This window comes from Sphingomonas sp. SORGH_AS_0789, from assembly GCF_031453055.1.
Lineage (GTDB): Bacteria > Pseudomonadota > Alphaproteobacteria > Sphingomonadales > Sphingomonadaceae > Sphingomonas.
Window position 1 is genome coordinate 594,132 of the sequence record NZ_JAVIYV010000001.1, and the last position, 20,816, is coordinate 614,947.

Below are 20,816 nucleotides of genomic sequence, written 5' to 3' on the forward strand. Positions count from 1 at the left end.
ACCTCACCCCCAGCGCGCAGCCCATGCTGCGACCTTGCGCATCGTGAAGGGCCGTTTCCCCCTCACCCCGCCCGGAACGTCATCGCCACGCCGTTCATGCAATAACGCTTGCCCGTCGGCTTGGGCCCGTCATCGAAGACATGGCCGAGATGCCCGCCGCAGCGGCTGCAATGCACCTCCACCCGCTCCATCATCAGCGACCGGTCGGACGTGGTGCCGACCGCGCGGGGCAGCGATGCCCAAAAGCTCGGCCAGCCGGTGCCGCTGTCGAACTTCGTCCTAGACGAGAAGAGCGGTTGGCCGCAGCCCTTGCACCCGAAGACGCCGCTGCGATGCTCGTCATTGAGCGGGCTGCTATAGGGCCGCTCGGTCCCTTCCTTCCGCAACACCGCATAGGCCGCCGGGCCGAGCTTCTGCCGCCATGCCGCGTCGCTCATCGTCACCGGATAGCGCTCGGCGGCCACCGCCTCGCGGCCGCAGGCGGACAGCCCCATCCCCGCCAGCCCCAGACCGGCAAGCGAGAGAAAGGCGCGGCGATCGGCAGGTTGCGTGCTCATGCCCCCAAGATAGGAAGGCCGCCGCCCGATGACAGGGGGTCAGCCCTTGCGTCGCCAGAAGGGCCGCGTGCTGCCCGATTGCAGCACGCCGCGCCGGAACAGCCGCGCACCCAGCGTCACGAAGATCGCCACCCACAGCGCCTGCCACGCCAGCGCCAGCGCATGCGGCCAGAGCGAGGGGCTCGCCGCCGCCATGCCCGCCATGGCGAAGGGCGAGGATAGCGGGAATATCTCCGCCACCCGTGCCAGCCAGCTGTCGGGCTTGGACAGTCCGCTCAGCGTCAGGGTGAACATGCCGACCTGGACGATGGTGATGGGCAGCGAGAGCATCTGGATCTCGCGCATCGTGGTCGCCTGCGCGCCGATCGTCAGGAACACCGATCCCAGCAGCAGATAGGCCATGGTGAAATAGCTGACGAACAGGATCGCGAATATCGGCAGGCCAACCGCCGGAGACAATTCGCCGACCACCCCGCTGAACGCCGGGGGCAGGACGCTCGTCACCTGGCCCAGCACCGTGCCCCAGAAGCCGATGAACAGCACCGCCACGCCGAACATGCCCAGCAGCTTGCCCAGGAACACCGCCTCCAGCGGCACGGCGGCGGCCAGCACTTCGATCACCTTGTTCGAGCGTTCCTCCGCCATGGTGCCGACGACCTGCCCCGCCAGGAACAGGGTCAGGAAGAACACGCCGAACACCGCGAGGAACGCGGTCTGGTTCTGCCCGCCCAGCGTCGCGCGCTGGCGCGAAAAGCTGATCTTGGTCGGCGTGACGCGCGGCAATTCCCCGCCCAGCCGCTCGGCCGCCAGCGCGCTGCCCGCCAGCACGGCCAGATAATCCGCTGCGCGCGAGCCGCGTGCACCATAGAGCAGGATCGGCCGGTCGAGCGGGCCATAGAGTACCGCGGTCGCGTCATAATCCCGCGATTCGAACGTGGCGCGCGCCTGGGCCGCCGGATCGCGTGCCGGGGCAAGGGTGACCAGCGCGGGCGGCTCCTCGTCGCGGCGGAAGATGGCGCGCGACCGCCGGTCGGCCTCCACGAAGCTGCCCGCCAGGGCGTCGGGGACGATCGCGACGATGCGGACATGGTCGGCGCCGTGATCGGCGGCCTGTGCCGCGCCCATCGCGCCGATGGTGCTGAACGCGACCATGATGAGCGGCGCAAACAGGAACAGGAGGAAGATCGGCGTAAAGACGGTCGCGATGAAATCGCGGCGTGCGATCGTCATCGTCTGGCGGATCAGGCGGCGGGTGGAATTCATGCCGCAATCTCCTCGGCGGGCGCACCGACGATGCGGACAAAGGCTTCGTGCAGGCTGGGGCGTTCGATCGACAGGTTCAGCACCCCGGCCCCGGCCGCGAGCAGCCGTCCGAGCACCGGCTCGATCCCCTCATCGGGCAACGGGAATCGCCAATCCTCGCCGTCGCGCACCGCATCGGCGGGCAAGAGCGGCGGCAGGACCTGCGCGGGATCGCGCGGACGATAGCGGACCCAGGAGCGCAGCGTGCCACGCGCCTCGTCCACCGTCCCCTCGAACCGCCGCTGTCCGCCCGCGATGATCGCCAGCCGGTCGCACAGCCGCTCGGCATGCGCCATGACATGGGTGGAGAACAGGATCGTCGCCCCCCGGTCGCGCTCGCCCAAGATCAGCGCCTCCAGCCGTTCCTGGTTGACCGGGTCGAGGCCCGAGAACGGCTCGTCCAGCACCAGCAGCTTCGGGCGATGCACGACCGAGCCGAGCAGCTGGACCAGCTGCGCCATGCCCTTGGACAATTTGCGGATCTTGTTGTCGGCGGCATGGCCGAGCCCGGCCTGCTCCAGCAGTTCGACCGCGCGGGCGCGCCCGGTCGCCCAGTCGAGCCCGCGCAGCGCGCCCATGAAGGCGATCGCCTCGCGCGCCTTCATCGCCGGGTACAGCCCGCGCTCCTCGGGCAGATAGCCGACCATGTCGCTGGCATCGCGCGGATGGGCATGGCCCAGCAGCGTGCGCTGCCCCTCATCGGGTTCGATGATGCCGAGCAGCATCCGAAGCGTGGTCGTCTTGCCGGCGCCGTTGGGGCCCAGCACGCCGTACACCGCGCCGGTCGGCACCGCGATGTCGACCCCGTCGACCACCCGGCGATCCCCGAAGCGTTTGGCGAGGCCCGAGGCGGTGACCGCCCACTGATTATCCACGCAACTGTTCCTCCCTGATCGCATGTGGTAGCGGGCCTGCGTGGCGCAAGACAAGCTGGAAACCCGGATCAAGGCGAAGGCGGCCGAACTGGGCTTTGCCGCGATCGGCATCACCCATGCCGACGCCGCGCCGAAAACCGTCGAGCGGCTGCACCAGTGGCTGGCCGAGGGGCGGCACGGATCGATGATCTGGATGGCCGACCGCGCGCACCAGCGGCAGAGCCCCGCCAGCCTGTGGCCCGAGGTGAAGAGCATCATCTCGCTGGGCGTCAGCTATGCCCCCGCCGAGGACCCGATGCGGCTGGCCGATCACGGGCGGATCGGGCGCATCTCGGTCTATGCGCAGGGTGCCGATTATCACGACGTGGTGAAGCGGCAGCTGAAGGCGCTGGGCCGCTGGCTGGCGCAGGAGGGGGCTTGCGACCTCAAGGTCTTTGTCGACACCGCGCCGGTGATGGAAAAGCCGCTGGCCGAGGCGGCCGGGCTGGGTTGGCAGGGCAAGCACACCAACCTCGTCAGTCGCGAGCATGGCAGCTGGCTGTTCCTGGGGGCGATCTATACCACGCTGGAACTGGAGCCCGATGCGGTGGCGCGCGACACCTGTGGCCGGTGCGATGCGTGCCAGCGGGCGTGCCCGACTGACGCCTTTCCCGCGCCCTATCAACTCGATGCCAGGCGCTGCATCTCCTATCTGACCATCGAACATGCGGGGCCGATCCCGGAGGAATTCCGGGCGGCGATGGGCAACCGCATCTATGGCTGCGACGATTGTCTGGCGGTGTGCCCGTGGAACAAGTTCGCGGCGGCGGCGCAGGCGAATATGGCGTTCCATCCGCGCGCCGAACTGACCGCGCCGGAGCTTGGGGATATCCTCTCGCTGGACGATGCGGGTTTCCGGCAGGTTTTCGCGGGGTCGCCGATCAAGCGGATCGGGCGGAACCGGATGGTGCGCAATGCGGCGATCGCGGCGGGGAATAGCGGGGCGGCGGAGCTGGTGCCGGTGTTGCGGGGGTTGTTGGGGGATGCCGATCCGGTTGTCGTCGAAGCCGCAGAATGGGCCTTGGGGCGGTTGGGTGAGGGAGTGGCCTAGCCCCTGCCCTCCCCCATCCCCTCCCGCTTGCGGGAGGGGTGCGTTGCTTGGCGAGTGGTCTGCAGAAGTAACGAGCGCGTCGCTTTTTGAAGCGCAAATCCGTGCGGCTAGGCACGCCCCTCCCGCAAGCGGGAGGGGATGGGGGAGGGCAAGGTGTCTCACCGAGCCCCCAACCCAAATAATCAATCCACCCAATCCAACCCGATATCCTTATAGACCGAGCGATCCTCGTCCCAGCCCGGCTTCACCTTCACGTGCAGATACAGGTGCACCTGGTGCCCCAGGATGCGCGACAGCTCCTCGCGGGCCTTCGCCCCGATCTCCTTGATCCGCACGCCGTTCTTGCCCAGCACGATCGCGCGCTGGGTGGGGCGTTCGACCAGGATCTGCTGGTGGATCTCGACCGATCCGTCCTCGCGCTCCTTATAGGCCTCGGTCTCGACCGCGCTGGCATAGGGCAGTTCGGCATGGAGCTGGAGATAGATCTGCTCGCGCGTCACCTCGGCGGCCAGCGCGCGCTCGGTCGCGTCGGAGACCTGGTCCTCGGGATAATGCCAGGGCCCCTCCGGCATCAGTTTCGCCAGATGCGCCTTCAGCTCGGGCAGGCCGTCGCCGGTCTGCGCCGAGACGAACCAGATCTCGTCGAACGCCACGACCGCGTTCAGCTTTTCGGCATGGCCCAGCAACCGCGCCTTGTCGGCGATGTCGACCTTGTTGAGGATCAGGTGCTTGGGCTCGGGCCGGTGCGCGATCGACTCGGCGATGGCGGTCACCTTCGGCCCGATCCCGCCCTTGCCGTCGACGACCAGCGCCAGGATGTCGGCCCCCTCCGCGCCTTCCCAGGCGGCGGCGACCATCGCGCGGTCCAGGCGGCGCTTGGGCTCGAAAATGCCGGGGGTGTCGACCAGCAGGATCTGCGCATCCCCCTCGATCGCCACGCCGAGCAGCTTGGCGCGAGTCGTCTGCGCCTTGGGGCTGACGATCGCGACCTTCTGGCCGACCAGCGCATTGACGAGGGTGGATTTTCCGGCATTGGGCGCGCCGACGACGGCCACGAGGCCGCAACGTTGTTCAGTCATGCCCCAGCGGTACAGGCGAAGCGGCCCTGCCTGCAAGGAAAAGCCCGCATGGACGGATCGTCACATCGCGATCAACACCCGGCCATTCGTCACCGGCCATATCCCCGCTCCGTTTTCGCAAAGGAGTGCGTGTCATGAAGACCCTGATGACCACCCTGTCGGCCGCGATCCTGCTGACGGTGGCAGGCCCCGCCTCGGCCAAGGGCTGCCTCAAGGGCGCGGCGGTCGGCGGCGTCGCCGGGCATTTCGTCGGCAAGGGCCATGCGGTGCTGGGCGCGGTCGCAGGCTGCGCGATCGGACACCACCGCGCGAAGGTTCAGGCGAGGAAGGAAGCGGCGGCCGCCAGGGGGCGTTAAGTCCGGTGCTTGGGCGGGGTCGGGGCTTGGCCTTCGACTTCGCTCAGGCTGAACGGAGGTTGGGACGCGTGGCCTTCCTGTCAAACAGCCGTTCAGGCTGAGCGAAGTCGAAGCCCACGCCCCGGCCTCACCCCCGGCTCAGGCCTTCAGCTTCGCCAGCAACGCCTTGGCCGCAGCCGTCTCCGCCTCCTGCTTGTTCGCGCCGCTCGCGCTGGCCTCTGCCGTGCGACCGATCCGGACGGCCACGGTAAAGCGCGGCGCATGGTGCGGTCCCGAGCGATCCGTCACCACATATTCGGGTGCCTTGCGATTATGCGCGGCGGCCCATTCCTGCAGCGCCGACTTGGGATGCTGCGGCGCCTTACCCTGCGCATGCACGCGGTCGCCCCAGGCCTTGCGGATGAAGCCGCGCGCCGCGTCCAGCCCCGCCTCGCGATACCAGGCACCGATCAGCGCCTCCATCACGTCGCCCAGCACATTGTCGCTGTCCGATGCGCCGTCATCGCGCGCCTGCTTGCCCAGCCGCAGATGCTCGCGCACCCCCAGGTCGCGCGCGACATCGGCGCAGACGGCGCCCGTCACCAGCGAATTGAGGCGCCGTGACAGCTGCCCCTCGGGCTCGTTCGGGAATTGCTCCCACAGCCATTCGGCCATGACCAGCCCCAGCACCCGGTCGCCCAGGAACTCCAGCCGCTCATAATTCTCCGCCGCCTGGCTGCCATGGGTCAGCGCACGCTGGAACGGCGCGGTGTCGGCGGGCGCGCGGCCGAAGATCGCCTTCAGCCAGTCATCGACCGCGCTCAAAACCCTTCTCCGATCCGCTTCCAGCGCGCGGCGGTCACCCAGGTCCATGGCTTGATCCACTCTGCCGAGCCGTCGGTCGAGAAGAAGGTCACCGCGGCGCGCCCCTCGAGCCGGTCCATCGGGATCATCCCCATGCCCATCGGCGGCGCGAAGCGGCTGTCGGCCGAATCGTCACGATTGTCGCCCATCAGGAAGACCCGCCCGGCGGGCACGGTATAGACGCCGGTATCGTCGCGATCGGGGAAATTGCCCTGGTCGATCACGTCATAGCTCTTGCCGCCCGGCAGCGTCTCACGGAACCGGGGATAGCGGCAGACCGACCGGCCGCCGACCGAGTCGAGATAGGCCGCGCCGCACTCGGTCGGCCCGAAATTAGGGGTCAGCGGCAGGACGAAATCGGCGACGCGCTGCTTGGGGACAGGGCGGCCGTTCAGGATCACCTGCCCGTTCGTCACCTGGATCGTATCGCCGGGCAGACCGATCACCCGCTTGATGACGTCATGGTCGTCGGGCCCCGGCGAGCGGAACACCACCACGTCGCCGCGCGCCGGATCGCGGCCCAATATCCGCCCCGGCAGCAATGGCACGCCGAACGGAAGGGACCAGCGCGAATAGCCGTAATTCCACTTCGTCACGAACAGGTAATCGCCGATCAACAGCCGTGGCAGCATCGATTCCGACGGGATCACGAAGGACGTGACGATGAAGCTGCGCAGGATGAAGACGAACAGCGCCAGCTTCAGGAAGAAGCGCAGCGTATCCTTCGCTTCCGACGATCTGGGCGATGAGGGGGACGTGTCGGCCATGCTCGTCGGGTTCGCGCAACCCGCTCGCCTCGTCAAGCGGCTTCCCCCTTTCGCCGCGTTCGCCGCGGCGATACGGGAACCGCCCCTGCGTTCGGCGGTACAGTCCATCAAGCATGACCGATTTCATCCTCAACCTGATCGCCTGGGGCGGCTATTTCGGCATCTTCCTGCTGATGGCGCTGGAAAATATCCTGCCCCCCATCCCGTCCGAGGTCATCATGGGCCTGGGCGGCATGGCGGTCGCGCGCGGGCAGATGGAGATGATCCCGCTGATCCTGTGGGGCACGGCAGGAACCACGGCGGGCAATTATGCCTGGTACGCGGTCGGCCGCTATATCGGCTATGAGCGGTTCCGCCCCTTTATCGACCGCCATGGCCGCTGGCTGACGATGGAATGGCGCGATGTCGAGCGGCTGCACGAGTTCTTCGTCCGGCATGGCGGCTGGGTGGTGTTCGTGTTCCGCTTCATGCCCGCCTTCCGCACCCTGATCTCGCTTCCCGCCGGGATCACGCGAATGCCGCTGGCCAAGTTCCTGATCTGGACCTTTGCGGGCAGCACGATCTGGAATGCCATCCTGGCCTATGCGGGGCTTTGGCTGGGCGCCAATTTCGAGGCGATCGACCGCTATGTCGGCCCCGCCGCCATCGTGATGACGGGGGCGATCGCGGTCGGCTATCTCTGGCGGGTCTTCACCTGGAAGCCGCGCGGCGAGCGATGATCCGCCCGCGCCTCAGGCGCGAGGATGCGCGGTCCGGTAAATGTCGAGCAGCCGCGCGGCATCGACCTCGGTATAGATTTGCGTCGAACTCAGGCTGGCATGGCCGAGCAGTTCCTGAAGCTGGCGCAGATCGGCGCCCCGGCCCAGCAAATGGGTGGCGAAACTGTGCCGCAGCGCGTGCGGCGTCGTCCGCGCCGCCAGACCCAGCCGCTCCCGCGCCGCCTGGACCGCGCGCCGGATGATCGTGGGCGACAGCGGCCCGCCCTTGGCGCCCCGGAACAGCGGCTCGTCGCCCGCCACCGCAAAGGGCATCTGCGCGGCATAGGCCTCGATCGCGGCGCGCAGTTCGGGAAGGAGCGGCACGATCCGCGTCTTGTTGCGCTTGCCGGTGACGCGGATCGTCTCGCCCAGCGGCAGGATGCCCGCCGGCAGCGACAGCGCCTCCCCGATCCGCAGCCCCGCGCCATAGAGCAGCATCAGCACCGCCCAGTCGCGCGCGGCGATCCAGGGCTCGGCGGCGTTTTCCGCGACATCCTCGCCCAGCGCCATGATGTCGGCGGGGGCCTGTGGGCGAGGGATCGTCCGCTTGCGGCGCGGGCCCTTCATCGGCGGCGGCTCGGCGCCCGCCCAGCGCAGGAAGTGGCGCACCGCCGACAATTCCCGCGCCGTCGACGCCGATGTCAGCCCCTCCCCCCGACGCCGCGCGAGATAGGCGCGCAGGTCGGCGGCCGTCAGGCGGGCGAGCGCCTCGCCGTCCATGGCCTCGCCCCAATGTTCGCCCAGGAAGCCGCACAGCCGCCCGGCCGTGGCGACATAGGCCCGCACCGTATGGTCGGACCGTCGCAGGTCGACTGTGAGATGGCGGTAATAATCGGCAATCAGCGCGGTCATAGGCGCGAAACGATGACAGGCGGCGGCACGGCGGCAAAGATAAATCGGTTAGGATTCAGATGAAACGGTCGTCATAAAGACCATGATCTCGCCCGTTTCGTCCGCCTCTCCGATCCGCTTCAGCCCGCTGTCGGGCCAGGACGCCCCGGCGTCGGCGCCATCGCCTTTCGACAAGCCGAAGGGCCCGACCACCATCTCGATTTCCCGCGAGGCGTTCGAGGCGCTGGAGAGTTTGGAGAAGGGGGCCGTCGCGAAACCCCAGGACCCCGTGACCTATGACAAGACGGTCAAGGCGCTGCTCGCCGCCCGCCAGGACGTGATCGGGCGCGGCAGGGGCATTGATCTGGGCGATACCGGCAACACGCTCGTCACCAACCCCTATACCGCGCCCTTCGCGGCCGATGTCGCTCCGCTCTATGGGATGCTGAAGGACGGCGCATCGGCGAAAGAGGCCCTCACCGCCGCGCTGACGAGCGTCCTGCCGCAGCAGGGGCAGCGCACCGACACCACCTATGCGGCCGAATTCGCGCTGAAGCATATGAAGATGACCGCGATCGCCGACCGCCTGATCGCCCCCGAGCATAAGGAGGAAGCCACCGCGATCCTCGGCCGGGTGTTCGACAGGATGGCCGACGCCACCCCGATCCGGGCCGACCTCGCCGCATCCACCCTCACCATCGCCCGCAGCGGCGAGGATGCGGACACACGCGTTTCGCAGATCGTCGCGCTGGTGAACAAATCCTTGGATTCCGGTCGTCAAAATATGCTGACCGACCGGCAACGCCACGAACTGACGGAAATGACGGACTCCTGGCAGGACTTCCAGAAACTCCTGCCCCGTGACGCCAGCGCCCCCGTCACGACATAGGGCCGATGGACGTTCGGGATGGCCTTTCCTTCCCTCGCCCCTCGCAGAGGGGAGAGGGTTGCGCAGACTTGGCCTTTGCGAGAGCAAAGGCTTAGTCGGAGCTGGGTGAGGGGTGCATGCGCGTAGCGCGCGAGCCCTTGGGCTCGCTCGACCCCTCACCCAAGCTGCGCTAGCCAACAGGCTGGCAAGCTTCGCTAACCCTCTCCCCTGTCCAGGGGAGAGGGAAGAAATACCGAACGTCGATCCCCCTTGGAAACGTGCAAAAAAGGGGGCCGCTCCCGATCGGAAGCGGCCCCCTTTGCCATCGCGTCATGCGGTCGGTCAGCGATCGAGGATCGCGTCGATCGCCGTGCCCACATCGTCCATCCCGGCCATGCCGTCGACCCGCGTCACGATGCCGCGCGCCTCGTAGATCGGCAGGATCGGCGCGGTCTTGGCTCGATATTCGGCCATCCGCGTCCGCACCGTCTCGGCATTGTCGTCGGGACGCCGCTTGAACTCGGTCGAGCCGCAGACGTCGCAGACGCCCTCTACCTGGGTCGGCTTGAAGCTGTCATGATAGCCCGCGCCGCACGAGGCGCAGGTGAAGCGGCCGGTGATCCGCTCGACCAGCGCATCCTCGTCCACCGCCAGCTCGATGACATGGTCCAGCGACTTGCCGCGCTCGGCGAGCAGCACGTCCAGCGCTTCGGCCTGCGCCGCGGTGCGCGGATAGCCGTCGAAGATCGCGCCGCCTTCGGCCTCGGCCGCATCCAGCCGCTCGCCGATCAGCGCCGAGACGATCGCGTCCGACACCAGCTCGCCCGCATCCATCACCGCCTTGGCCTGAAGGCCGACGGGGGTGCCCGCCTTGACCGCCGCGCGCAGCATGTCGCCGGTCGACAGCTGCACCATGCCGCGATTCGCCACCAGCCGCTGCGCCTGGGTCCCCTTGCCCGCGCCCGGCGGCCCCAGCAGGATGATGTTCACGCCCACGTCATTCTCCCCTGTTTTCCGCTAGTCCCGTCCGCGCCTCAGCGCAGGCGGCCACCCTTCAGCTTCGCCTTCTTGATCAGGTCGCCATATTGATGCGCCAGCAAATGGCTCTGGATCTGGGTCACCGTGTCCATCGTCACGTTGACGACGATCAGCAGGCTGGTCCCGCCCAGATAGAAGGGAATCTGCAGCGCCGACACCAGATATTCGGGCAGCAGACAGATGATCGTCAGATAGGCCGCCCCGATCACCGTGATACGGGTCAGCACGTAATCGAGATAGGTCTCGGTGTTCTTGCCCGGACGGATGCCGGGAATGAAGCCGCCATAGCGCTTCAGATTGTCCGCCGTCTCCTCCGGGTTGAAGACAACCGCAGTGTAGAAGAACGAGAAGAAGATGATGCCAGCGCCGTAAAGCAGCATGTACACGGGGCTGCCGTGCTGCAGATACTGGTTGAGGCTGATGATGAAGTCGCCCCAGCGGCTCTCACCGGCAACGCGCTGGCCTGCGAACTGCGAGATGGTCAGCGGCATCAGCAGCAGCGACGAGGCGAAGATCGGAGGAATCACGCCTGCGGTGTTGATCTTCAGCGGCAGGTGGCTGCGATCGGCCTGCATCCCCCGCTGCGTCGCGCGCTTCGGGTATTGGATCAGGATGCGGCGCTGCGCGCGCTCCATGAAGCAGATGAACAGGACGAGGACGACGACCGCGACGATGATGCCGATCAGGCGGACCGGATCGATGCTGCCGGTACGCCCGCCTTCAAGCAGGTTGACCAGCGTCGTCGGCAGATGCGCGACGATGCCCGCCATGATGATCAGCGACACGCCGTTGCCGATACCACGGCTGGTGATCTGCTCGCCCAGCCACATCAGGAACATCGTACCGCCGATCAGCGAGATGACCGCCGCGATGCGGAAGGTCATGCCCGGCTCGATCACCGCCTGGATGCCCTGGCTGGCGCCCAGCGTCTCGAGCCCCACGGCGATGAAATAGCCCTGGATCGCGGTCAGCAGCACCGTGCCGTAGCGGGTGTACTGGTTCAGCTTCTTGCGGCCGCTCTCGCCTTCTTTCTTGATGGCGGCGAGCTGCGGGCTCAGCGAGGTCGCGAGCTGGATGACGATCGAGGCCGTGATGTACGGCATCACGCCCAGCGCGATCAGCGACATGCGGCTGAGCGAACCGCCCGAGAAGGTGTTGAAGAAGTCGAGCACGCCGCCCGTGGTCTTCTGGCTCAGCAGGCCCAGCGCGGTCGGGTCGACGCCCGGCAGCGGGACATAGCTGAGCAGGCGGAAGACGATCAGCGCGCCGATCGTGAACCACAGCCGCTTCTTGAGGTCGGTGGCCTTGGCGAATTTCGCCAGGCTGATGCTTTGCGCCATCTGGTCGGCTGCGGATGCCATAGCTGTTGCGTTATCCTGGAAACGAAAAACGGCGGGATGCGTTTTGAACCGCCCCGCCGCTCATATAGGCGCGAAGACGCGCTTGTCTAACCCGGATGCAAAATCCGCCGCTGTCAGGGATGGCGTGGCGCCATTCGACAGCGGCGGATCCTATCCGGTTCAGGCCTTGGCGGCGAGCTTCGCGGCGCGGGCCTGGCCCTTCTTCGCGGCGGCCTTCTCGGCGGCAGGCACGACGTGCGGCACGTCGACCGAACCACCGGCCTTCTCGACCGCTTCACGTGCCGAGGCCGACACGCCCTGCACGACGAACGACAGCTTGGCGGTCAGTTCGCCCTTGCCGAGCAGACGGACGCCGTCCTTGCCGCCACGGGCGAGGCCAGCGGCCTTCAGCGCGGCGTGATCGATCGTGCCGTCGGTCTTCAGCTTACCCGAGTCGACCGCCTTCTGGATCGCGCCCAGGTTCACCTCGGCATAGTCCTTGGCGAAGATGTTGTTGAAGCCGCGCTTCGGCAGACGCATGTGGAGCGGCATCTGACCGCCCTCGAAGCCCGCGATGGACACGCCCTCACGGCTCTTCTGCCCCTTGACGCCGCGACCGCCGGTCTTGCCCTTGCCCGAACCGATACCGCGACCGACGCGAATCTTGGACTTGCGGGCACCCTGGTTGTCGAAAAGTTCGTTCAGCTTCATGATTTGCACTCGCTTTCGCTTGTTTCGCGCATGGCCGTCATTCGGGAAGAATCACGACCGCTGGATAAAAGGAAGGGGGCCGCATAGCCCCCTTCCCCGTGTTTGTCACTGTTCAATGTGACGGATATGAGACCGGGACCTCATCCCTCTCTCCGTTCGCACTGAGCGAAGTCGAAGTGCAAGCCGAGCGGCGTGGCCTTCGACTACGCTCAGGCTGAACGGAGCGCAGGATCGATCCCGAAGTGCCTCAGTCCACCACCTGAACCATGTGCTGCACCTTGCGGATCATGCCACGGACTTCAGGGCTATCCTGAAGCTCGGCGACCTTGTGCATCTTGTTGAGGCCCAGGCCGACGAGGGTCGCGCGCTGGTCCTTGGTGCGGCGGATCGGCGAACCGGTCTGCTTGATCTTGATGGTTGCCATGGTCGCTTACTCCACGACGGCCGCGGCTTCCGCCTCGGCAGTCTGCTGGGTGGCACCGTGACCGCGACCCAGCAGGTCGGCGATCTTCTTGCCACGACGCTGCGCCACCGCCTTCGGCGAAGTCTGGTCGCCCAGCGCTTCGAAGGTGGCACGGATCATGTTGTACGGGTTCGAGGTGCCGATCGACTTCGTCACCACGTCGGCAACGCCGAGCGATTCGAAGATCGCGCGCATCGGACCGCCGGCGATGATGCCGGTACCCTGCGGCGCCGAACGCACCGTCACGCGGCCCGCACCGAAATGGCCGTTGCCATCATGATGCAGCGTGCGACCGTCCTTCAGCGGAACGCGGACCATCGCCTTCTTGGCGGCAGCCGTCGCCTTCGAAATGGCTTCCGGCACTTCGCGCGCCTTGCCATGACCGAAGCCCGCACGCCCCTTGCCGTCGCCGACCACGACGAGCGCGGCGAAGCCGAAGCGCTTACCGCCCTTCACGGTCTTCGAGACGCGGTTGATGTGGACGAGCTTTTCGATCAGCTCTTCGCCCTGCTCCTCGGCGCCACCGCGACGGTCGTCGCGACGACCACGGTTGCCGTCACGGCCGCCACGGCCGCGATCGCCGCCCGGACCACGGCCACGGCCGCCCCGGGGACCGCGACCCTGGGTCGCGTCCTGCGCGGCGCCTTCGGCACCGGCAACGGCCACGTTGTTCTCGTCAGCCATATTAGAACTCCAATCCCGCTTCGCGTGCCGCCTCGGCCAGCGCCTTGACGCGACCGTGGAACAGGAAGCCGCCACGGTCGAAAACGACCTGCGTGACGCCGGCGGCCTTGGCCTTCTCGGCCACGCGCTTGCCGACTTCGCTCGCCGCTGCGACGTTCGCGCCCGACTGGCCGCGTGCGTCCTTCTCCAGCGTCGAGGCCGAAGCCACGGTACGACCGGCCTCGTCGTCGATCACCTGGGCATAGATGTGCTTACCCGAGCGATGCACCGACAGGCGCGGACGGGTGCCCGCACGCGCACGCAGCGCGGTACGGTTGCGCCGACGGCGCTTCTCGAAAAGAGAGAGACCCTTGGTCATTACTTCTTCTTCCCTTCCTTGCGGAAGATGAACTCGCCGTCGTACTTGATGCCCTTGCCCTTATACGGCTCGGGCTTGCGCCAGCGACGGATCTCGGCGGCCAGCTGGCCGACCTTCTGCTTGTCCGAACCGCTGATCTCGACGGTGGTGGCGTCCGGCGTCTTCACCTCGATGCCTTCCGGCACGTCGATGTTGACGTCGTGGCTGTAGCCGAGCTGCAGCTTCAGGGTCTTGCCCTGCGCGGCGGCGCGGTAGCCGACGCCGGTGATGACCAGCTTCTTCGAGAAGCCTGCGGTCACGCCGGTCACGAGGTTCTGCACCATGGTGCGCTGCATGCCCCAGAAGGCGCGGGCGCGCTTCGTGGCGTTGGCAGGCTGCACCGCGATGGCGTCCGCCTGGACGTCATAGGTGATCTCGTCAACGAGCGGCATGGACAGGGTGCCCTTGGGACCCTTCACGCTCAGCACCTTGTCGGCGATGGTCGCGGTGACGCCGGCCGGAACCGGGACCGCCTTCTTACCGATGCGGCTCATCAGAACACCTCCGCCAGGACTTCGCCACCGACATTCTGCTCGCGCGCTTCGGCGTCCGACAGAACGCCACGCGGCGTCGACACGATGGTGATGCCCAGGCCGTTGCGAACGCGCGGAAGCTCCTGCGCGCCCGAATAGATACGGCGGCCGGGCTTGGACACGCGCGCGACATGCTTGATCGCGGGCTGGCCTTCGAAATACTTCAGCTCGATGCGGATGCCGGCCGCGGGGCCCATCTGCTCTTCGCTGTAGCCACGGATATAGCCTTCGCGCTGGAGCACGTCGAGCACGCGGGCGCGCAGCTTCGACGCAGGCGTCAGGACGGAGTCCTTGCGCGCGCGCTGGCCGTTGCGGATGCGGGTGAGCAGGTCACCCAGGGGATCGGTCACTGCCATCTCAAATGGTCCTTACCAGCTCGACTTGGTGACGCCGGGGATCAGGCCCTTGTTGGCCAGATCGCGCAGCATGACGCGAGCGAGACGGAACTTGCGGTAATACGCACGCGGGCGACCGGTGATCTCGCAGCGGTTGCGGATACGGGTCGGATTGCCGTTGCGGGGGATCTCGGCCATCTTCAGGCGCGCGATCAGACGCTCGGTCTCATCGAGGCTCTGGTCGTTCGCGATCGCCTTCAGCTTCGCGTACTTGCCGGCATACTTCTTGACGAGAAGGCGACGCTTCTCGTTCTTGTTGATTGAACTCAGTTTCGCCATGGACTTAAGCTCTTTCTGTAAGGACCCCCTCCCCGGCGTGGAGAGGGGGCAGTCCGGTTACGCCGCCTTCTTCTCGTCGGCAGCGTCTTCCTTGGGGAACGGGAAGCCGAAGAGACGGAGCAGCTCGCGCGCCTCGTCGTCGGTCTTCGCCGTGGTGGTCACGATCACATCCATGCCGCGCACCTTGTCGATGCGGTCATAGTTGATTTCGGGGAAGATGATCTGTTCCTTGATGCCGCAGGCATAGTTGCCGCGACCGTCGAAGGACTTCGGATTCAGGCCGCGGAAGTCGCGAACGCGCGGCAGCGCGATCGTGATGAAGCGGTCCAGGAATTCGTACATGCGCTCGCGACGCAGCGTGACCTTCACACCGATCGGCATGCCTTCACGCAGCTTGAACTGCGCGATCGACTTCTTCGCCTTGGTGATGACGGGCTTCTGACCCGCGATCAGCTCCATCTCGGAGGCGGCCTGGTCGACGCGCTTCTTGTCCTGCGTCGCTTCGCCCACGCCCATGTTGAGCACGATCTTCTCGATCCGGGGGATCTCGTTGACGTTCTTGTAACCGAACTTGTCGGTCATCGCCTTGATGATGCTATCGTCGTAGATAGCCTTCATGCGGGGCTTGTAATTAGCCATCGATCTTCTCCCCGGTCTTGACGGCGACACGGACCTTCTTGCCATCCTGCGTCTCGAAACGGACGCGGGTCGGCTTGCCATCGGCGGTCACGTGCGCGACCTTCGAGATGTGCAGCGGCGCAGCAGTGCGCTCCAGGCCACCCTGCGGGTTCGCCTGGGTGGGCTTGCGGTGACGGGTGGCGATGTTGACGCCGTCCACGACGACCTTGCCGTCCTTCGGCATCGCCAGCGACACGGTGCCGGTCTTGCCCTTGTCCTTGCCGGACAGGACGATGACGCGATCGCCCTTCTTGATCTTGGCGGCGGCCATTACAGCACCTCCGGAGCCAGCGAGATGATCTTCATGTGCTTCTTGCCGCGAAGCTCACGCACGACCGGGCCAAAGATACGGGTGCCGATCGGCTCCTCGTTCTTGTTGACCAGCACAGCGGCGTTACCGTCGAAACGGATCACCGAGCCGTCGGCGCGACGGATGTCCTTGGCGGTACGCACGATCACCGCGCGGTGAACGTCGCCCTTCTTCACGCGGCCACGCGGCTGCGCTTCCTTGACGCTGACGACGATGATGTCGCCGACCGATGCGGTACGGCGCTTCGAGCCGCCCAGCACCTTGATGCACTGCACCCGCTTCGCGCCGCTATTGTCAGCGACGTCGAGATTGGACTGCATCTGGATCATGGATCCGCTTCCTTCTCTCTACCTGGGGTGGATACCGACCCGACCCCGCCTTAAAAAACGACCCCCGGCGCAGGGATGACCCGCGCCAGGGGGAGAGGCCCCATAGCCACTCCTGGTGCGAAAGGCAAGCGAGTCGCTTGGGCCTTTCGACCAATCCGCTCGATGCCCCGAAGGGCGCCCTTTTCAACCCGAACCCCGCCCTTTCACGCGGAAAGAGCGGGGTCGGATGTCAAAGGGTTCAGCCCTCTGCCGATGCCCGTTCCGGCGTCGTGTGGGTGTTCACCCGCTCGATCACTTTCCAGGTCTTCAGCTTCGAGATCGGGGCGGTCTCTTCGATCCGCACCGTCTCACCGGCCTTGAACTCATTGCTCTCGTCGTGAGCATGATACTTCTTCGACCGACGGATGATCTTGCCGTAGAGGGGGTGCTTGACCTTCCGCTCCACATTGACGACGACCGTCTTGTCGGTCTTGTCCGAGACAATCACCCCGGTCAGCACGCGCTTCGGCATGTGTCTCGGTCCTTACTTGGCAGCCGCAGCGGTGCGCTGCGCCTGGATGGTCTTGATCCGCGCGATGTCGCGACGGACTTCCTTGACCCGGCTGGGCTTTTCGAGCTGGCTCGTGGCCGCCTGGAAGCGCAGGTTGAACTGCTCACGCTTCAGGTTGCCCAGCGCCTCGACGAGCTGGTCGTCGCTCTGGCCGGTATATTCAGTCTTGGCCATTACTCGCCTCCGAGGTGCGAGGTGTCGCCCAGGCGGGCAACGACCTTGGTCTTGATGGGCAGCTTCATCGCGGCGCGCTCGAATGCCTCGGCGGCCAGCGGGCCGTCGACACCGTCGAGTTCGAACAGGATGCGACCCGGCTTCACGCGGGCGGCCCAGAATTCCGGCGAACCCTTACCCGAGCCCATGCGGACTTCGGCAGGCTTCGACGAGACGGGGACGTCCGGGAAGATGCGGATCCAGAGACGACCCTGGCGCTTGATGTGACGCGTGATCGCGCGGCGAGCCGCCTCGATCTGGCGAGCGGTGATCCGCTCCGGCTCCATGGCCTTCAGGCCATAGGAACCGAAGTTCAGGCTCGTGCCGCCCTTCGCATCGCCGTGGATGCGGCCCTTGAAGGCCTTGCGGAACTTGGTGCGCTTTGGTTGCAGCATGTTCTTTGATCCTTAGCGGCGATGATCGTCGCGCGCCGGGCGCACGCCGGAGGTCTGAGCCTCCATCATCAGCCGGTCCTGCGCCATGGGGTCATGGCCCAGGATCTCGCCCTTGAAGATCCACACCTTCACGCCGCACACGCCATAAGCGGTGTGCGCCTGCGCTTCGGCATAGTCGACGTTCGCGCGCAGCGTGTGCAGCGGAACGCGGCCTTCACGATACCATTCGGGTCCGCGCGATTTCCGCGCCGCCCAGACGGCCGCCGCAGGTGATACGGATGCCTTCGGCGCCCAGACGGAGCGCCGACTGCACCGCACGCTTCATGGCGCGGCGGAACGCGATACGGCGCTCCAGCTGGTCGGCCACGCCCTGTGCGACGAGCTTGGCGTCGATCTCGGGCTTGCGGATCTCGACGATGTTCAGCGACACGTCGGACGAGGTCATCGAACCCAGCTTCTTGCGAAGCTTTTCGATGTCGGCGCCCTTCTTGCCGATGATCACGCCCGGACGCGCCGCGAAGATCGAGATGCGGCACAGCTTGGCCGGACGCTCGATGACGACCTTCGAGATCGCGGCCTGGGGCAGCGTCTTCATGATGTACTGGCGGATCTTCAGATCCTCCAGCAGCAGGCGGCCATAGTCATGGCCTTCGGCGAACCAGCGGCTGTCCCAGGTGCGGTTGATCTGGAGACGCAGGCCGATCGGATTGCTCTTCTGACCCATTATGCTTCTTCCTGCTCGCGGACGACGATGCGGAGCCGCGAAAACGGCTTCAGGATGCGGGTGGACTTGCCACGGCCGCGCGTCGCGAAACGCTTCATGGTGATCGACTTGCCGACCGACGCCTCGGCGACGACGAGCGAGTCGACGTCGAGGTTGTGGTTGTTCTCGGCATTGGCGATCGCGGAGGCCAGGATCTTGCGCGCGTCGACAGCCATCGCCTTCGTCGAGAAGGCCAGGATGTTCATCGCGTCGCCGACCTTCTTGCCGCGGATCAGGGCCGCGACCAGGTTCAGCTTCTGCGCCGAACCACGGATCTGCGTGCCGACCGACAGCGCTTCCTTGTCACCGACCTTGCGGGGGGATGCGGGCTTCGACATCAGCGCTTACCCTTCTTGTCGGCAGCGTGGCCGGGGAAGTAGCGCGTGGGCGCGAATTCACCGAGCTTCATGCCGACCATGTCCTCGTTCACCGAGACGGGAACGAACTTGCGACCATTGTAGACGTTGAAGGTCAGGCCGACGAACGACGGCAGGATGGTCGAGCGACGCGACCAGGTCTTGATCGGACCTGCGCGGTTGCCAGCATCCTGAGCCACTTCGGCCTTCTTCAGGAGATGGAGGTCCACGAAAGGACCCTTCCAAACGGAACGAGCCATTGCGTGTTAGCCCTTCTTCTTGGCGTGACGGCTACGGATGATCATCTTGTCCGTCGCCTTGTTGTGACGAGTGCGCGCACCCTTCGTCGGCTTGCCCCACGGGGTGACCGGATGACGGCCGCCCGAGGTCCGGCCTTCACCACCGCCGTGCGGGTGGTCGACCGGGTTCTTCGCAACACCGCGGGTCAGCGGGCGATGGCCCTTCCAACGGTTGCGACCAGCCTTCGCCAGGTTGGTGTTGCCGTTGTCGGGGTTCGACACCGCGCCGACGGTCGCCATGCAGTTCGCATGGATGTAGCGCTGCTCGCCCGAGTTCAGACGGACGATGACCATGCCCTTGTCGCGGCCCACGACCTGCACATAGGTGCCGGCCGAACGTGCGATCTGACCGCCCTTGCCGGGCTTCATCTCGACGTTGTGGACGATCGTGCCGACCGGCATCTGGCCCAGTTCCATGGCGTTGCCCGGCTTCACGTCGGTCTTCTTGCCCGCGATCACCTTGTCGCCGACAGCGAGGCGCTGCGGAGCGATGATGTAGGACTGGTCGACCTTGCCGGCTTCATCGGTGCCATAGTTGATGAGCGCGATGAAGGCGGTGCGGTTGGGATCATATTCGATCCGCTCCACGGTGCCCTCGACGTCCCACTGGCGACGCTTGAAGTCGATGAAACGGTAGCGCTGCTTGTGGCCGCCCGCGATGCCGCGGCTGGTCACATGGCCCTTGTTGTTGCGGCCGCCGGTCTTGCGCTTGCCTTCGGTGAGCGCCTTGACGGGCGCGCCCTTCCACAGCGCCGAGCGGTCGACGAGGATCAGGCCGCGGCGGGCCGGGCTCGTCGGGTTATAATGCTTGAGTGCCATCGGCTCAGATCCCCGTCGTCACGTCAATGGACTGACCGTCCTTGAGGGTGACGATCGCCTTCTTCATGTCCGAGCGCTGGTACGGAGCGCCCTTCCACTTCTTGGTCTTGCCCTTCTGGACGATGGTGTTCACGCCGGTGACGTTGACGTCGAACAGCGCTTCCACCGCCGCCTTGATCTCGGGCTTGGTAGCACCGGGGGCGACCTTGAACACCACGGCGTTGTGCTCGCTCAGGAGCGTCGCCTTCTCGGTGATGTGCGGCGCAACGATCACGTCGTAATGACGCGGATCGACCGCCTTCTGCTGCTTAGCCATGGAAACGGGCCTCCAGCTTTTCGACAGCCGAGCGCGTCAGCACCAGGGTGTCATGCTTCAGAATGTCGTAGACATTGGCGCCAGCGGCCGGAAGGACGTTGATTTCCTTCAGGTTGCCTGCGGCCAGTGCGAACGACGTCTCGACGGCGTCGCCATCGATGACCAGCGCGGTCTTGCCGAAGCCGAGCTTCGCCAGATCGCCCTGCAGCGTCTTCGTCTTGTTACCAGCGACCGCCAGATCGTTCATCACGATCAGCGAACCCGCCTTGGCATGGCTCGACAGCGCCATCTTCAGACCCAGGGCGCGAACCTTCTTGTTCAGACCCGGGTTGAAGTCGCGGACGCGGGCGCCGTGCGCCTTACCACCGCCGATGAAGACGGGGGCCCGACGATCGCCGTGACGAGCGACACCGCCGCCCTTCTGGCGACCGAGCTTCTTGCCCGAACGCGCGACATCGGCGCGCTCACGGGTGCCGCGCGCGGTGGCGCGACGCTTTTCCAGCTGCCAGGTCACAACGCGGTGCAGGATGTCGGCGCGCGGATCGAGGCCGAAGACCTCGTCGTTGAGCTCGATGTCCGCGGCGTCGGTGCCGGCGAAGGATTGAACCTTGACCTTCACGAC

Annotated in this window: 31 protein-coding genes and 1 pseudogene; 4 read left to right on the forward strand and 28 right to left on the reverse strand. The window is 66.3% G+C overall.

Features of this window, described 5'->3' with window-relative positions:
* Positions 1 to 62: 62 nt before the first annotated feature.
* From msrB to QE360_RS02705, 3 genes are read right to left on the reverse strand one after another with little or no spacing between them, the layout of a single operon-like run.
* On the reverse strand, positions 63 to 557 hold the full coding sequence (gene msrB / locus QE360_RS02695; RefSeq protein ID WP_309699114.1) for a peptide-methionine (R)-S-oxide reductase MsrB: 495 nt from the start codon (positions 555 to 557) through the stop codon (positions 63 to 65).
* A 39-nt stretch (positions 558 to 596) separates the two neighbouring features.
* On the reverse strand, positions 597 to 1,820 hold the full coding sequence (locus tag QE360_RS02700; protein ID WP_309699117.1) for an ABC transporter permease: 1,224 nt from the start codon (positions 1,818 to 1,820) through the stop codon (positions 597 to 599).
* Entirely contained in the window at positions 1,817 to 2,734 is a 918-nt protein-coding gene (locus QE360_RS02705; protein ID WP_309692885.1) for an ATP-binding cassette domain-containing protein, read from the reverse strand. The genes QE360_RS02700 and QE360_RS02705 overlap by 4 nt, the downstream gene beginning before the upstream one ends.
* Positions 2,735 to 2,774: 40 nt before the next feature.
* Between QE360_RS02705 and queG the strand changes: the two genes are divergently transcribed.
* Positions 2,775 to 3,824 carry a tRNA epoxyqueuosine(34) reductase QueG gene (gene queG, locus QE360_RS02710; protein WP_309699119.1) on the forward strand — a complete coding sequence of 350 codons (1,050 nt, stop codon included), beginning with the start codon at positions 2,775 to 2,777 and terminating at the stop codon, positions 3,822 to 3,824.
* Between the two features lie 182 nt (positions 3,825 to 4,006).
* On the opposite strand, the gene era is transcribed toward queG, so the two are convergent.
* Positions 4,007 to 4,903: a GTPase Era gene (era, locus tag QE360_RS02715; RefSeq protein ID WP_309699121.1), complete on the reverse strand. Its 897-nt coding sequence runs from the start codon at positions 4,901 to 4,903 to the stop codon at positions 4,007 to 4,009.
* Between the two features lie 134 nt (positions 4,904 to 5,037).
* On the opposite strand from era, the gene QE360_RS02720 reads away from it, so the two are divergent.
* Complete coding sequence (locus QE360_RS02720) at positions 5,038 to 5,259, forward strand: hypothetical protein (protein ID WP_309699123.1); 222 nt, start codon at positions 5,038 to 5,040, stop codon at positions 5,257 to 5,259.
* Positions 5,260 to 5,397: 138 nt separating this feature from the next.
* On the opposite strand, the gene rnc is transcribed toward QE360_RS02720, so the two are convergent.
* Complete coding sequence (gene rnc, locus QE360_RS02725; RefSeq protein WP_373424724.1) at positions 5,398 to 6,105, reverse strand: ribonuclease III; 708 nt, start codon at positions 6,103 to 6,105, stop codon at positions 5,398 to 5,400.
* Entirely contained in the window at positions 6,060 to 6,869 is an 810-nt protein-coding gene (gene lepB, locus QE360_RS02730) for a signal peptidase I (protein ID WP_309699127.1), read from the reverse strand. Before lepB ends, rnc begins: the two co-directional genes overlap by 46 nt.
* 113 nt (positions 6,870 to 6,982) lie before the next feature.
* Here lepB and QE360_RS02735 point away from each other — a divergent pair, with 113 nt between their 5' ends.
* On the forward strand, positions 6,983 to 7,588 hold the full coding sequence (locus tag QE360_RS02735; protein ID WP_309692871.1) for a DedA family protein: 606 nt from the start codon (positions 6,983 to 6,985) through the stop codon (positions 7,586 to 7,588).
* Between the two features lie 12 nt (positions 7,589 to 7,600).
* Here QE360_RS02735 and QE360_RS02740 read toward each other — a convergent pair whose 3' ends face one another.
* Positions 7,601 to 8,479, reverse strand: coding sequence for a tyrosine recombinase XerC (locus tag QE360_RS02740; RefSeq protein WP_309699129.1), 879 nt, complete (start codon positions 8,477 to 8,479; stop codon positions 7,601 to 7,603).
* A gap of 82 nt (positions 8,480 to 8,561) precedes the next feature.
* Here QE360_RS02740 and QE360_RS02745 point away from each other — a divergent pair, with 82 nt between their 5' ends.
* Positions 8,562 to 9,347 (forward strand): hypothetical protein, encoded by a 786-nt coding sequence (locus QE360_RS02745; protein WP_309699131.1) that lies wholly within the window; start codon positions 8,562 to 8,564, stop codon positions 9,345 to 9,347.
* A gap of 321 nt (positions 9,348 to 9,668) precedes the next feature.
* Here QE360_RS02745 and QE360_RS02750 read toward each other — a convergent pair whose 3' ends face one another.
* The 21 genes and pseudogenes from QE360_RS02750 to rplD form a co-directional block, all read right to left on the reverse strand.
* Positions 9,669 to 10,316, reverse strand: a complete 648-nt coding sequence (locus tag QE360_RS02750) for an adenylate kinase (RefSeq protein ID WP_309699133.1) — start codon at positions 10,314 to 10,316, stop codon at positions 9,669 to 9,671.
* Between the two features lie 44 nt (positions 10,317 to 10,360).
* Positions 10,361 to 11,725, reverse strand: coding sequence for a preprotein translocase subunit SecY (gene secY / locus QE360_RS02755; protein WP_307103009.1), 1,365 nt, complete (start codon positions 11,723 to 11,725; stop codon positions 10,361 to 10,363).
* A 159-nt stretch (positions 11,726 to 11,884) separates the two neighbouring features.
* Positions 11,885 to 12,415, reverse strand: a complete 531-nt coding sequence (gene rplO / locus QE360_RS02760) for a 50S ribosomal protein L15 (RefSeq protein WP_307103006.1) — start codon at positions 12,413 to 12,415, stop codon at positions 11,885 to 11,887.
* Between the two features lie 247 nt (positions 12,416 to 12,662).
* Positions 12,663 to 12,839, reverse strand: a complete 177-nt coding sequence (rpmD, locus tag QE360_RS02765; RefSeq protein ID WP_307103004.1) for a 50S ribosomal protein L30 — start codon at positions 12,837 to 12,839, stop codon at positions 12,663 to 12,665.
* Positions 12,840 to 12,845: 6 nt separating this feature from the next.
* Positions 12,846 to 13,562, reverse strand: coding sequence for a 30S ribosomal protein S5 (gene rpsE / locus QE360_RS02770; protein ID WP_307103002.1), 717 nt, complete (start codon positions 13,560 to 13,562; stop codon positions 12,846 to 12,848).
* Position 13,563: 1 nt separating this feature from the next.
* Entirely contained in the window at positions 13,564 to 13,920 is a 357-nt protein-coding gene (gene rplR, locus QE360_RS02775) for a 50S ribosomal protein L18 (RefSeq protein ID WP_007406066.1), read from the reverse strand.
* The gene (rplF, locus tag QE360_RS02780; RefSeq protein WP_307102999.1) at positions 13,920 to 14,453 is read right to left on the reverse strand and encodes a 50S ribosomal protein L6; all 534 of its coding nucleotides are present in this window, start codon (positions 14,451 to 14,453) and stop codon (positions 13,920 to 13,922) included. Before rplF ends, rplR begins: the two co-directional genes overlap by 1 nt.
* Positions 14,453 to 14,848, reverse strand: a complete 396-nt coding sequence (rpsH, locus tag QE360_RS02785; RefSeq protein WP_037569377.1) for a 30S ribosomal protein S8 — start codon at positions 14,846 to 14,848, stop codon at positions 14,453 to 14,455. Before rpsH ends, rplF begins: the two co-directional genes overlap by 1 nt.
* 12 nt (positions 14,849 to 14,860) lie before the next feature.
* Positions 14,861 to 15,166 (reverse strand): 30S ribosomal protein S14, encoded by a 306-nt coding sequence (gene rpsN / locus QE360_RS02790; RefSeq protein WP_007406083.1) that lies wholly within the window; start codon positions 15,164 to 15,166, stop codon positions 14,861 to 14,863.
* Positions 15,167 to 15,223: 57 nt separating this feature from the next.
* Positions 15,224 to 15,805, reverse strand: a complete 582-nt coding sequence (rplE, locus tag QE360_RS02795; protein ID WP_309699135.1) for a 50S ribosomal protein L5 — start codon at positions 15,803 to 15,805, stop codon at positions 15,224 to 15,226.
* Positions 15,798 to 16,115 (reverse strand): 50S ribosomal protein L24, encoded by a 318-nt coding sequence (gene rplX / locus QE360_RS02800; protein WP_261269266.1) that lies wholly within the window; start codon positions 16,113 to 16,115, stop codon positions 15,798 to 15,800. Before rplX ends, rplE begins: the two co-directional genes overlap by 8 nt.
* Positions 16,115 to 16,483, reverse strand: a complete 369-nt coding sequence (rplN, locus tag QE360_RS02805; RefSeq protein ID WP_007406105.1) for a 50S ribosomal protein L14 — start codon at positions 16,481 to 16,483, stop codon at positions 16,115 to 16,117. The genes rplX and rplN overlap by 1 nt, the downstream gene beginning before the upstream one ends.
* Before the next feature lie 238 nt (positions 16,484 to 16,721).
* Entirely contained in the window at positions 16,722 to 16,994 is a 273-nt protein-coding gene (rpsQ, locus tag QE360_RS02810; RefSeq protein WP_037569382.1) for a 30S ribosomal protein S17, read from the reverse strand.
* A gap of 12 nt (positions 16,995 to 17,006) precedes the next feature.
* The gene (rpmC, locus tag QE360_RS02815) at positions 17,007 to 17,207 is read right to left on the reverse strand and encodes a 50S ribosomal protein L29 (RefSeq protein ID WP_007406063.1); all 201 of its coding nucleotides are present in this window, start codon (positions 17,205 to 17,207) and stop codon (positions 17,007 to 17,009) included.
* Positions 17,207 to 17,641, reverse strand: coding sequence for a 50S ribosomal protein L16 (rplP, locus tag QE360_RS02820; RefSeq protein WP_007406071.1), 435 nt, complete (start codon positions 17,639 to 17,641; stop codon positions 17,207 to 17,209). Before rplP ends, rpmC begins: the two co-directional genes overlap by 1 nt.
* Positions 17,642 to 17,653: 12 nt before the next feature.
* A pseudogene (gene rpsC, locus QE360_RS02825) lies at positions 17,654 to 18,365 on the reverse strand (30S ribosomal protein S3).
* Positions 18,365 to 18,742 carry a 50S ribosomal protein L22 gene (rplV, locus tag QE360_RS02830; protein ID WP_042491177.1) on the reverse strand — a complete coding sequence of 126 codons (378 nt, stop codon included), beginning with the start codon at positions 18,740 to 18,742 and terminating at the stop codon, positions 18,365 to 18,367. The pseudogene rpsC and the gene rplV overlap by 1 nt, the downstream one beginning before the upstream one ends.
* Positions 18,742 to 19,020 (reverse strand): 30S ribosomal protein S19, encoded by a 279-nt coding sequence (gene rpsS / locus QE360_RS02835; RefSeq protein WP_037569384.1) that lies wholly within the window; start codon positions 19,018 to 19,020, stop codon positions 18,742 to 18,744. The genes rplV and rpsS overlap by 1 nt, the downstream gene beginning before the upstream one ends.
* Before the next feature lie 6 nt (positions 19,021 to 19,026).
* Positions 19,027 to 19,878 carry a 50S ribosomal protein L2 gene (rplB, locus tag QE360_RS02840; protein WP_042491179.1) on the reverse strand — a complete coding sequence of 284 codons (852 nt, stop codon included), beginning with the start codon at positions 19,876 to 19,878 and terminating at the stop codon, positions 19,027 to 19,029.
* A gap of 4 nt (positions 19,879 to 19,882) precedes the next feature.
* On the reverse strand, positions 19,883 to 20,194 hold the full coding sequence (locus tag QE360_RS02845) for a 50S ribosomal protein L23 (protein WP_042491181.1): 312 nt from the start codon (positions 20,192 to 20,194) through the stop codon (positions 19,883 to 19,885).
* On the reverse strand, positions 20,187 to 20,813 hold the full coding sequence (rplD, locus tag QE360_RS02850; RefSeq protein ID WP_056430747.1) for a 50S ribosomal protein L4: 627 nt from the start codon (positions 20,811 to 20,813) through the stop codon (positions 20,187 to 20,189). The genes QE360_RS02845 and rplD overlap by 8 nt, the downstream gene beginning before the upstream one ends.
* Positions 20,814 to 20,816 lie beyond the last annotated feature (3 nt).

What these genes read in the sequence shown, in the direction of transcription:
- msrB (WP_309699114.1), bottom strand. Translation starts at nt 557, where the DNA reads ATGAGCACGCAACCTGCCGATCGCCGCGCCTTTCTCTCGCTTGCCGGT.
- QE360_RS02700 (WP_309699117.1), bottom strand. Translation starts at nt 1,820, where the DNA reads ATGAATTCCACCCGCCGCCTGATCCGCCAGACGATGACGATCGCACGC.
- era (WP_309699121.1), bottom strand. Translation starts at nt 4,903, where the DNA reads ATGACTGAACAACGTTGCGGCCTCGTGGCCGTCGTCGGCGCGCCCAAT.
- QE360_RS02720 (WP_309699123.1), top strand. Translation starts at nt 5,038, where the DNA reads ATGAAGACCCTGATGACCACCCTGTCGGCCGCGATCCTGCTGACGGTG.
- lepB (WP_309699127.1), bottom strand. Translation starts at nt 6,869, where the DNA reads ATGGCCGACACGTCCCCCTCATCGCCCAGATCGTCGGAAGCGAAGGAT.
- QE360_RS02735 (WP_309692871.1), top strand. Translation starts at nt 6,983, where the DNA reads ATGACCGATTTCATCCTCAACCTGATCGCCTGGGGCGGCTATTTCGGC.
- QE360_RS02740 (WP_309699129.1), bottom strand. Translation starts at nt 8,479, where the DNA reads ATGACCGCGCTGATTGCCGATTATTACCGCCATCTCACAGTCGACCTG.
- QE360_RS02745 (WP_309699131.1), top strand. Translation starts at nt 8,562, where the DNA reads ATGATCTCGCCCGTTTCGTCCGCCTCTCCGATCCGCTTCAGCCCGCTG.
- secY (WP_307103009.1), bottom strand. Translation starts at nt 11,725, where the DNA reads ATGGCATCCGCAGCCGACCAGATGGCGCAAAGCATCAGCCTGGCGAAA.
- rplO (WP_307103006.1), bottom strand. Translation starts at nt 12,415, where the DNA reads ATGAAGCTGAACGAACTTTTCGACAACCAGGGTGCCCGCAAGTCCAAG.
- rpmD (WP_307103004.1), bottom strand. Translation starts at nt 12,839, where the DNA reads ATGGCAACCATCAAGATCAAGCAGACCGGTTCGCCGATCCGCCGCACC.
- rpsE (WP_307103002.1), bottom strand. Translation starts at nt 13,562, where the DNA reads ATGGCTGACGAGAACAACGTGGCCGTTGCCGGTGCCGAAGGCGCCGCG.
- rplR (WP_007406066.1), bottom strand. Translation starts at nt 13,920, where the DNA reads ATGACCAAGGGTCTCTCTCTTTTCGAGAAGCGCCGTCGGCGCAACCGT.
- rplF (WP_307102999.1), bottom strand. Translation starts at nt 14,453, where the DNA reads ATGAGCCGCATCGGTAAGAAGGCGGTCCCGGTTCCGGCCGGCGTCACC.
- rpsH (WP_037569377.1), bottom strand. Translation starts at nt 14,848, where the DNA reads ATGGCAGTGACCGATCCCCTGGGTGACCTGCTCACCCGCATCCGCAAC.
- rpsN (WP_007406083.1), bottom strand. Translation starts at nt 15,166, where the DNA reads ATGGCGAAACTGAGTTCAATCAACAAGAACGAGAAGCGTCGCCTTCTC.
- rplE (WP_309699135.1), bottom strand. Translation starts at nt 15,805, where the DNA reads ATGGCTAATTACAAGCCCCGCATGAAGGCTATCTACGACGATAGCATC.
- rplX (WP_261269266.1), bottom strand. Translation starts at nt 16,115, where the DNA reads ATGGCCGCCGCCAAGATCAAGAAGGGCGATCGCGTCATCGTCCTGTCC.
- rplN (WP_007406105.1), bottom strand. Translation starts at nt 16,483, where the DNA reads ATGATCCAGATGCAGTCCAATCTCGACGTCGCTGACAATAGCGGCGCG.
- rpsQ (WP_037569382.1), bottom strand. Translation starts at nt 16,994, where the DNA reads ATGCCGAAGCGCGTGCTGACCGGGGTGATTGTCTCGGACAAGACCGAC.
- rpmC (WP_007406063.1), bottom strand. Translation starts at nt 17,207, where the DNA reads ATGGCCAAGACTGAATATACCGGCCAGAGCGACGACCAGCTCGTCGAG.
- rplP (WP_007406071.1), bottom strand. Translation starts at nt 17,641, where the DNA reads ATGCTGCAACCAAAGCGCACCAAGTTCCGCAAGGCCTTCAAGGGCCGC.
- rplV (WP_042491177.1), bottom strand. Translation starts at nt 18,742, where the DNA reads ATGTCGAAGCCCGCATCCCCCCGCAAGGTCGGTGACAAGGAAGCGCTG.
- rpsS (WP_037569384.1), bottom strand. Translation starts at nt 19,020, where the DNA reads ATGGCTCGTTCCGTTTGGAAGGGTCCTTTCGTGGACCTCCATCTCCTG.
- rplB (WP_042491179.1), bottom strand. Translation starts at nt 19,878, where the DNA reads ATGGCACTCAAGCATTATAACCCGACGAGCCCGGCCCGCCGCGGCCTG.
- QE360_RS02845 (WP_042491181.1), bottom strand. Translation starts at nt 20,194, where the DNA reads ATGGCTAAGCAGCAGAAGGCGGTCGATCCGCGTCATTACGACGTGATC.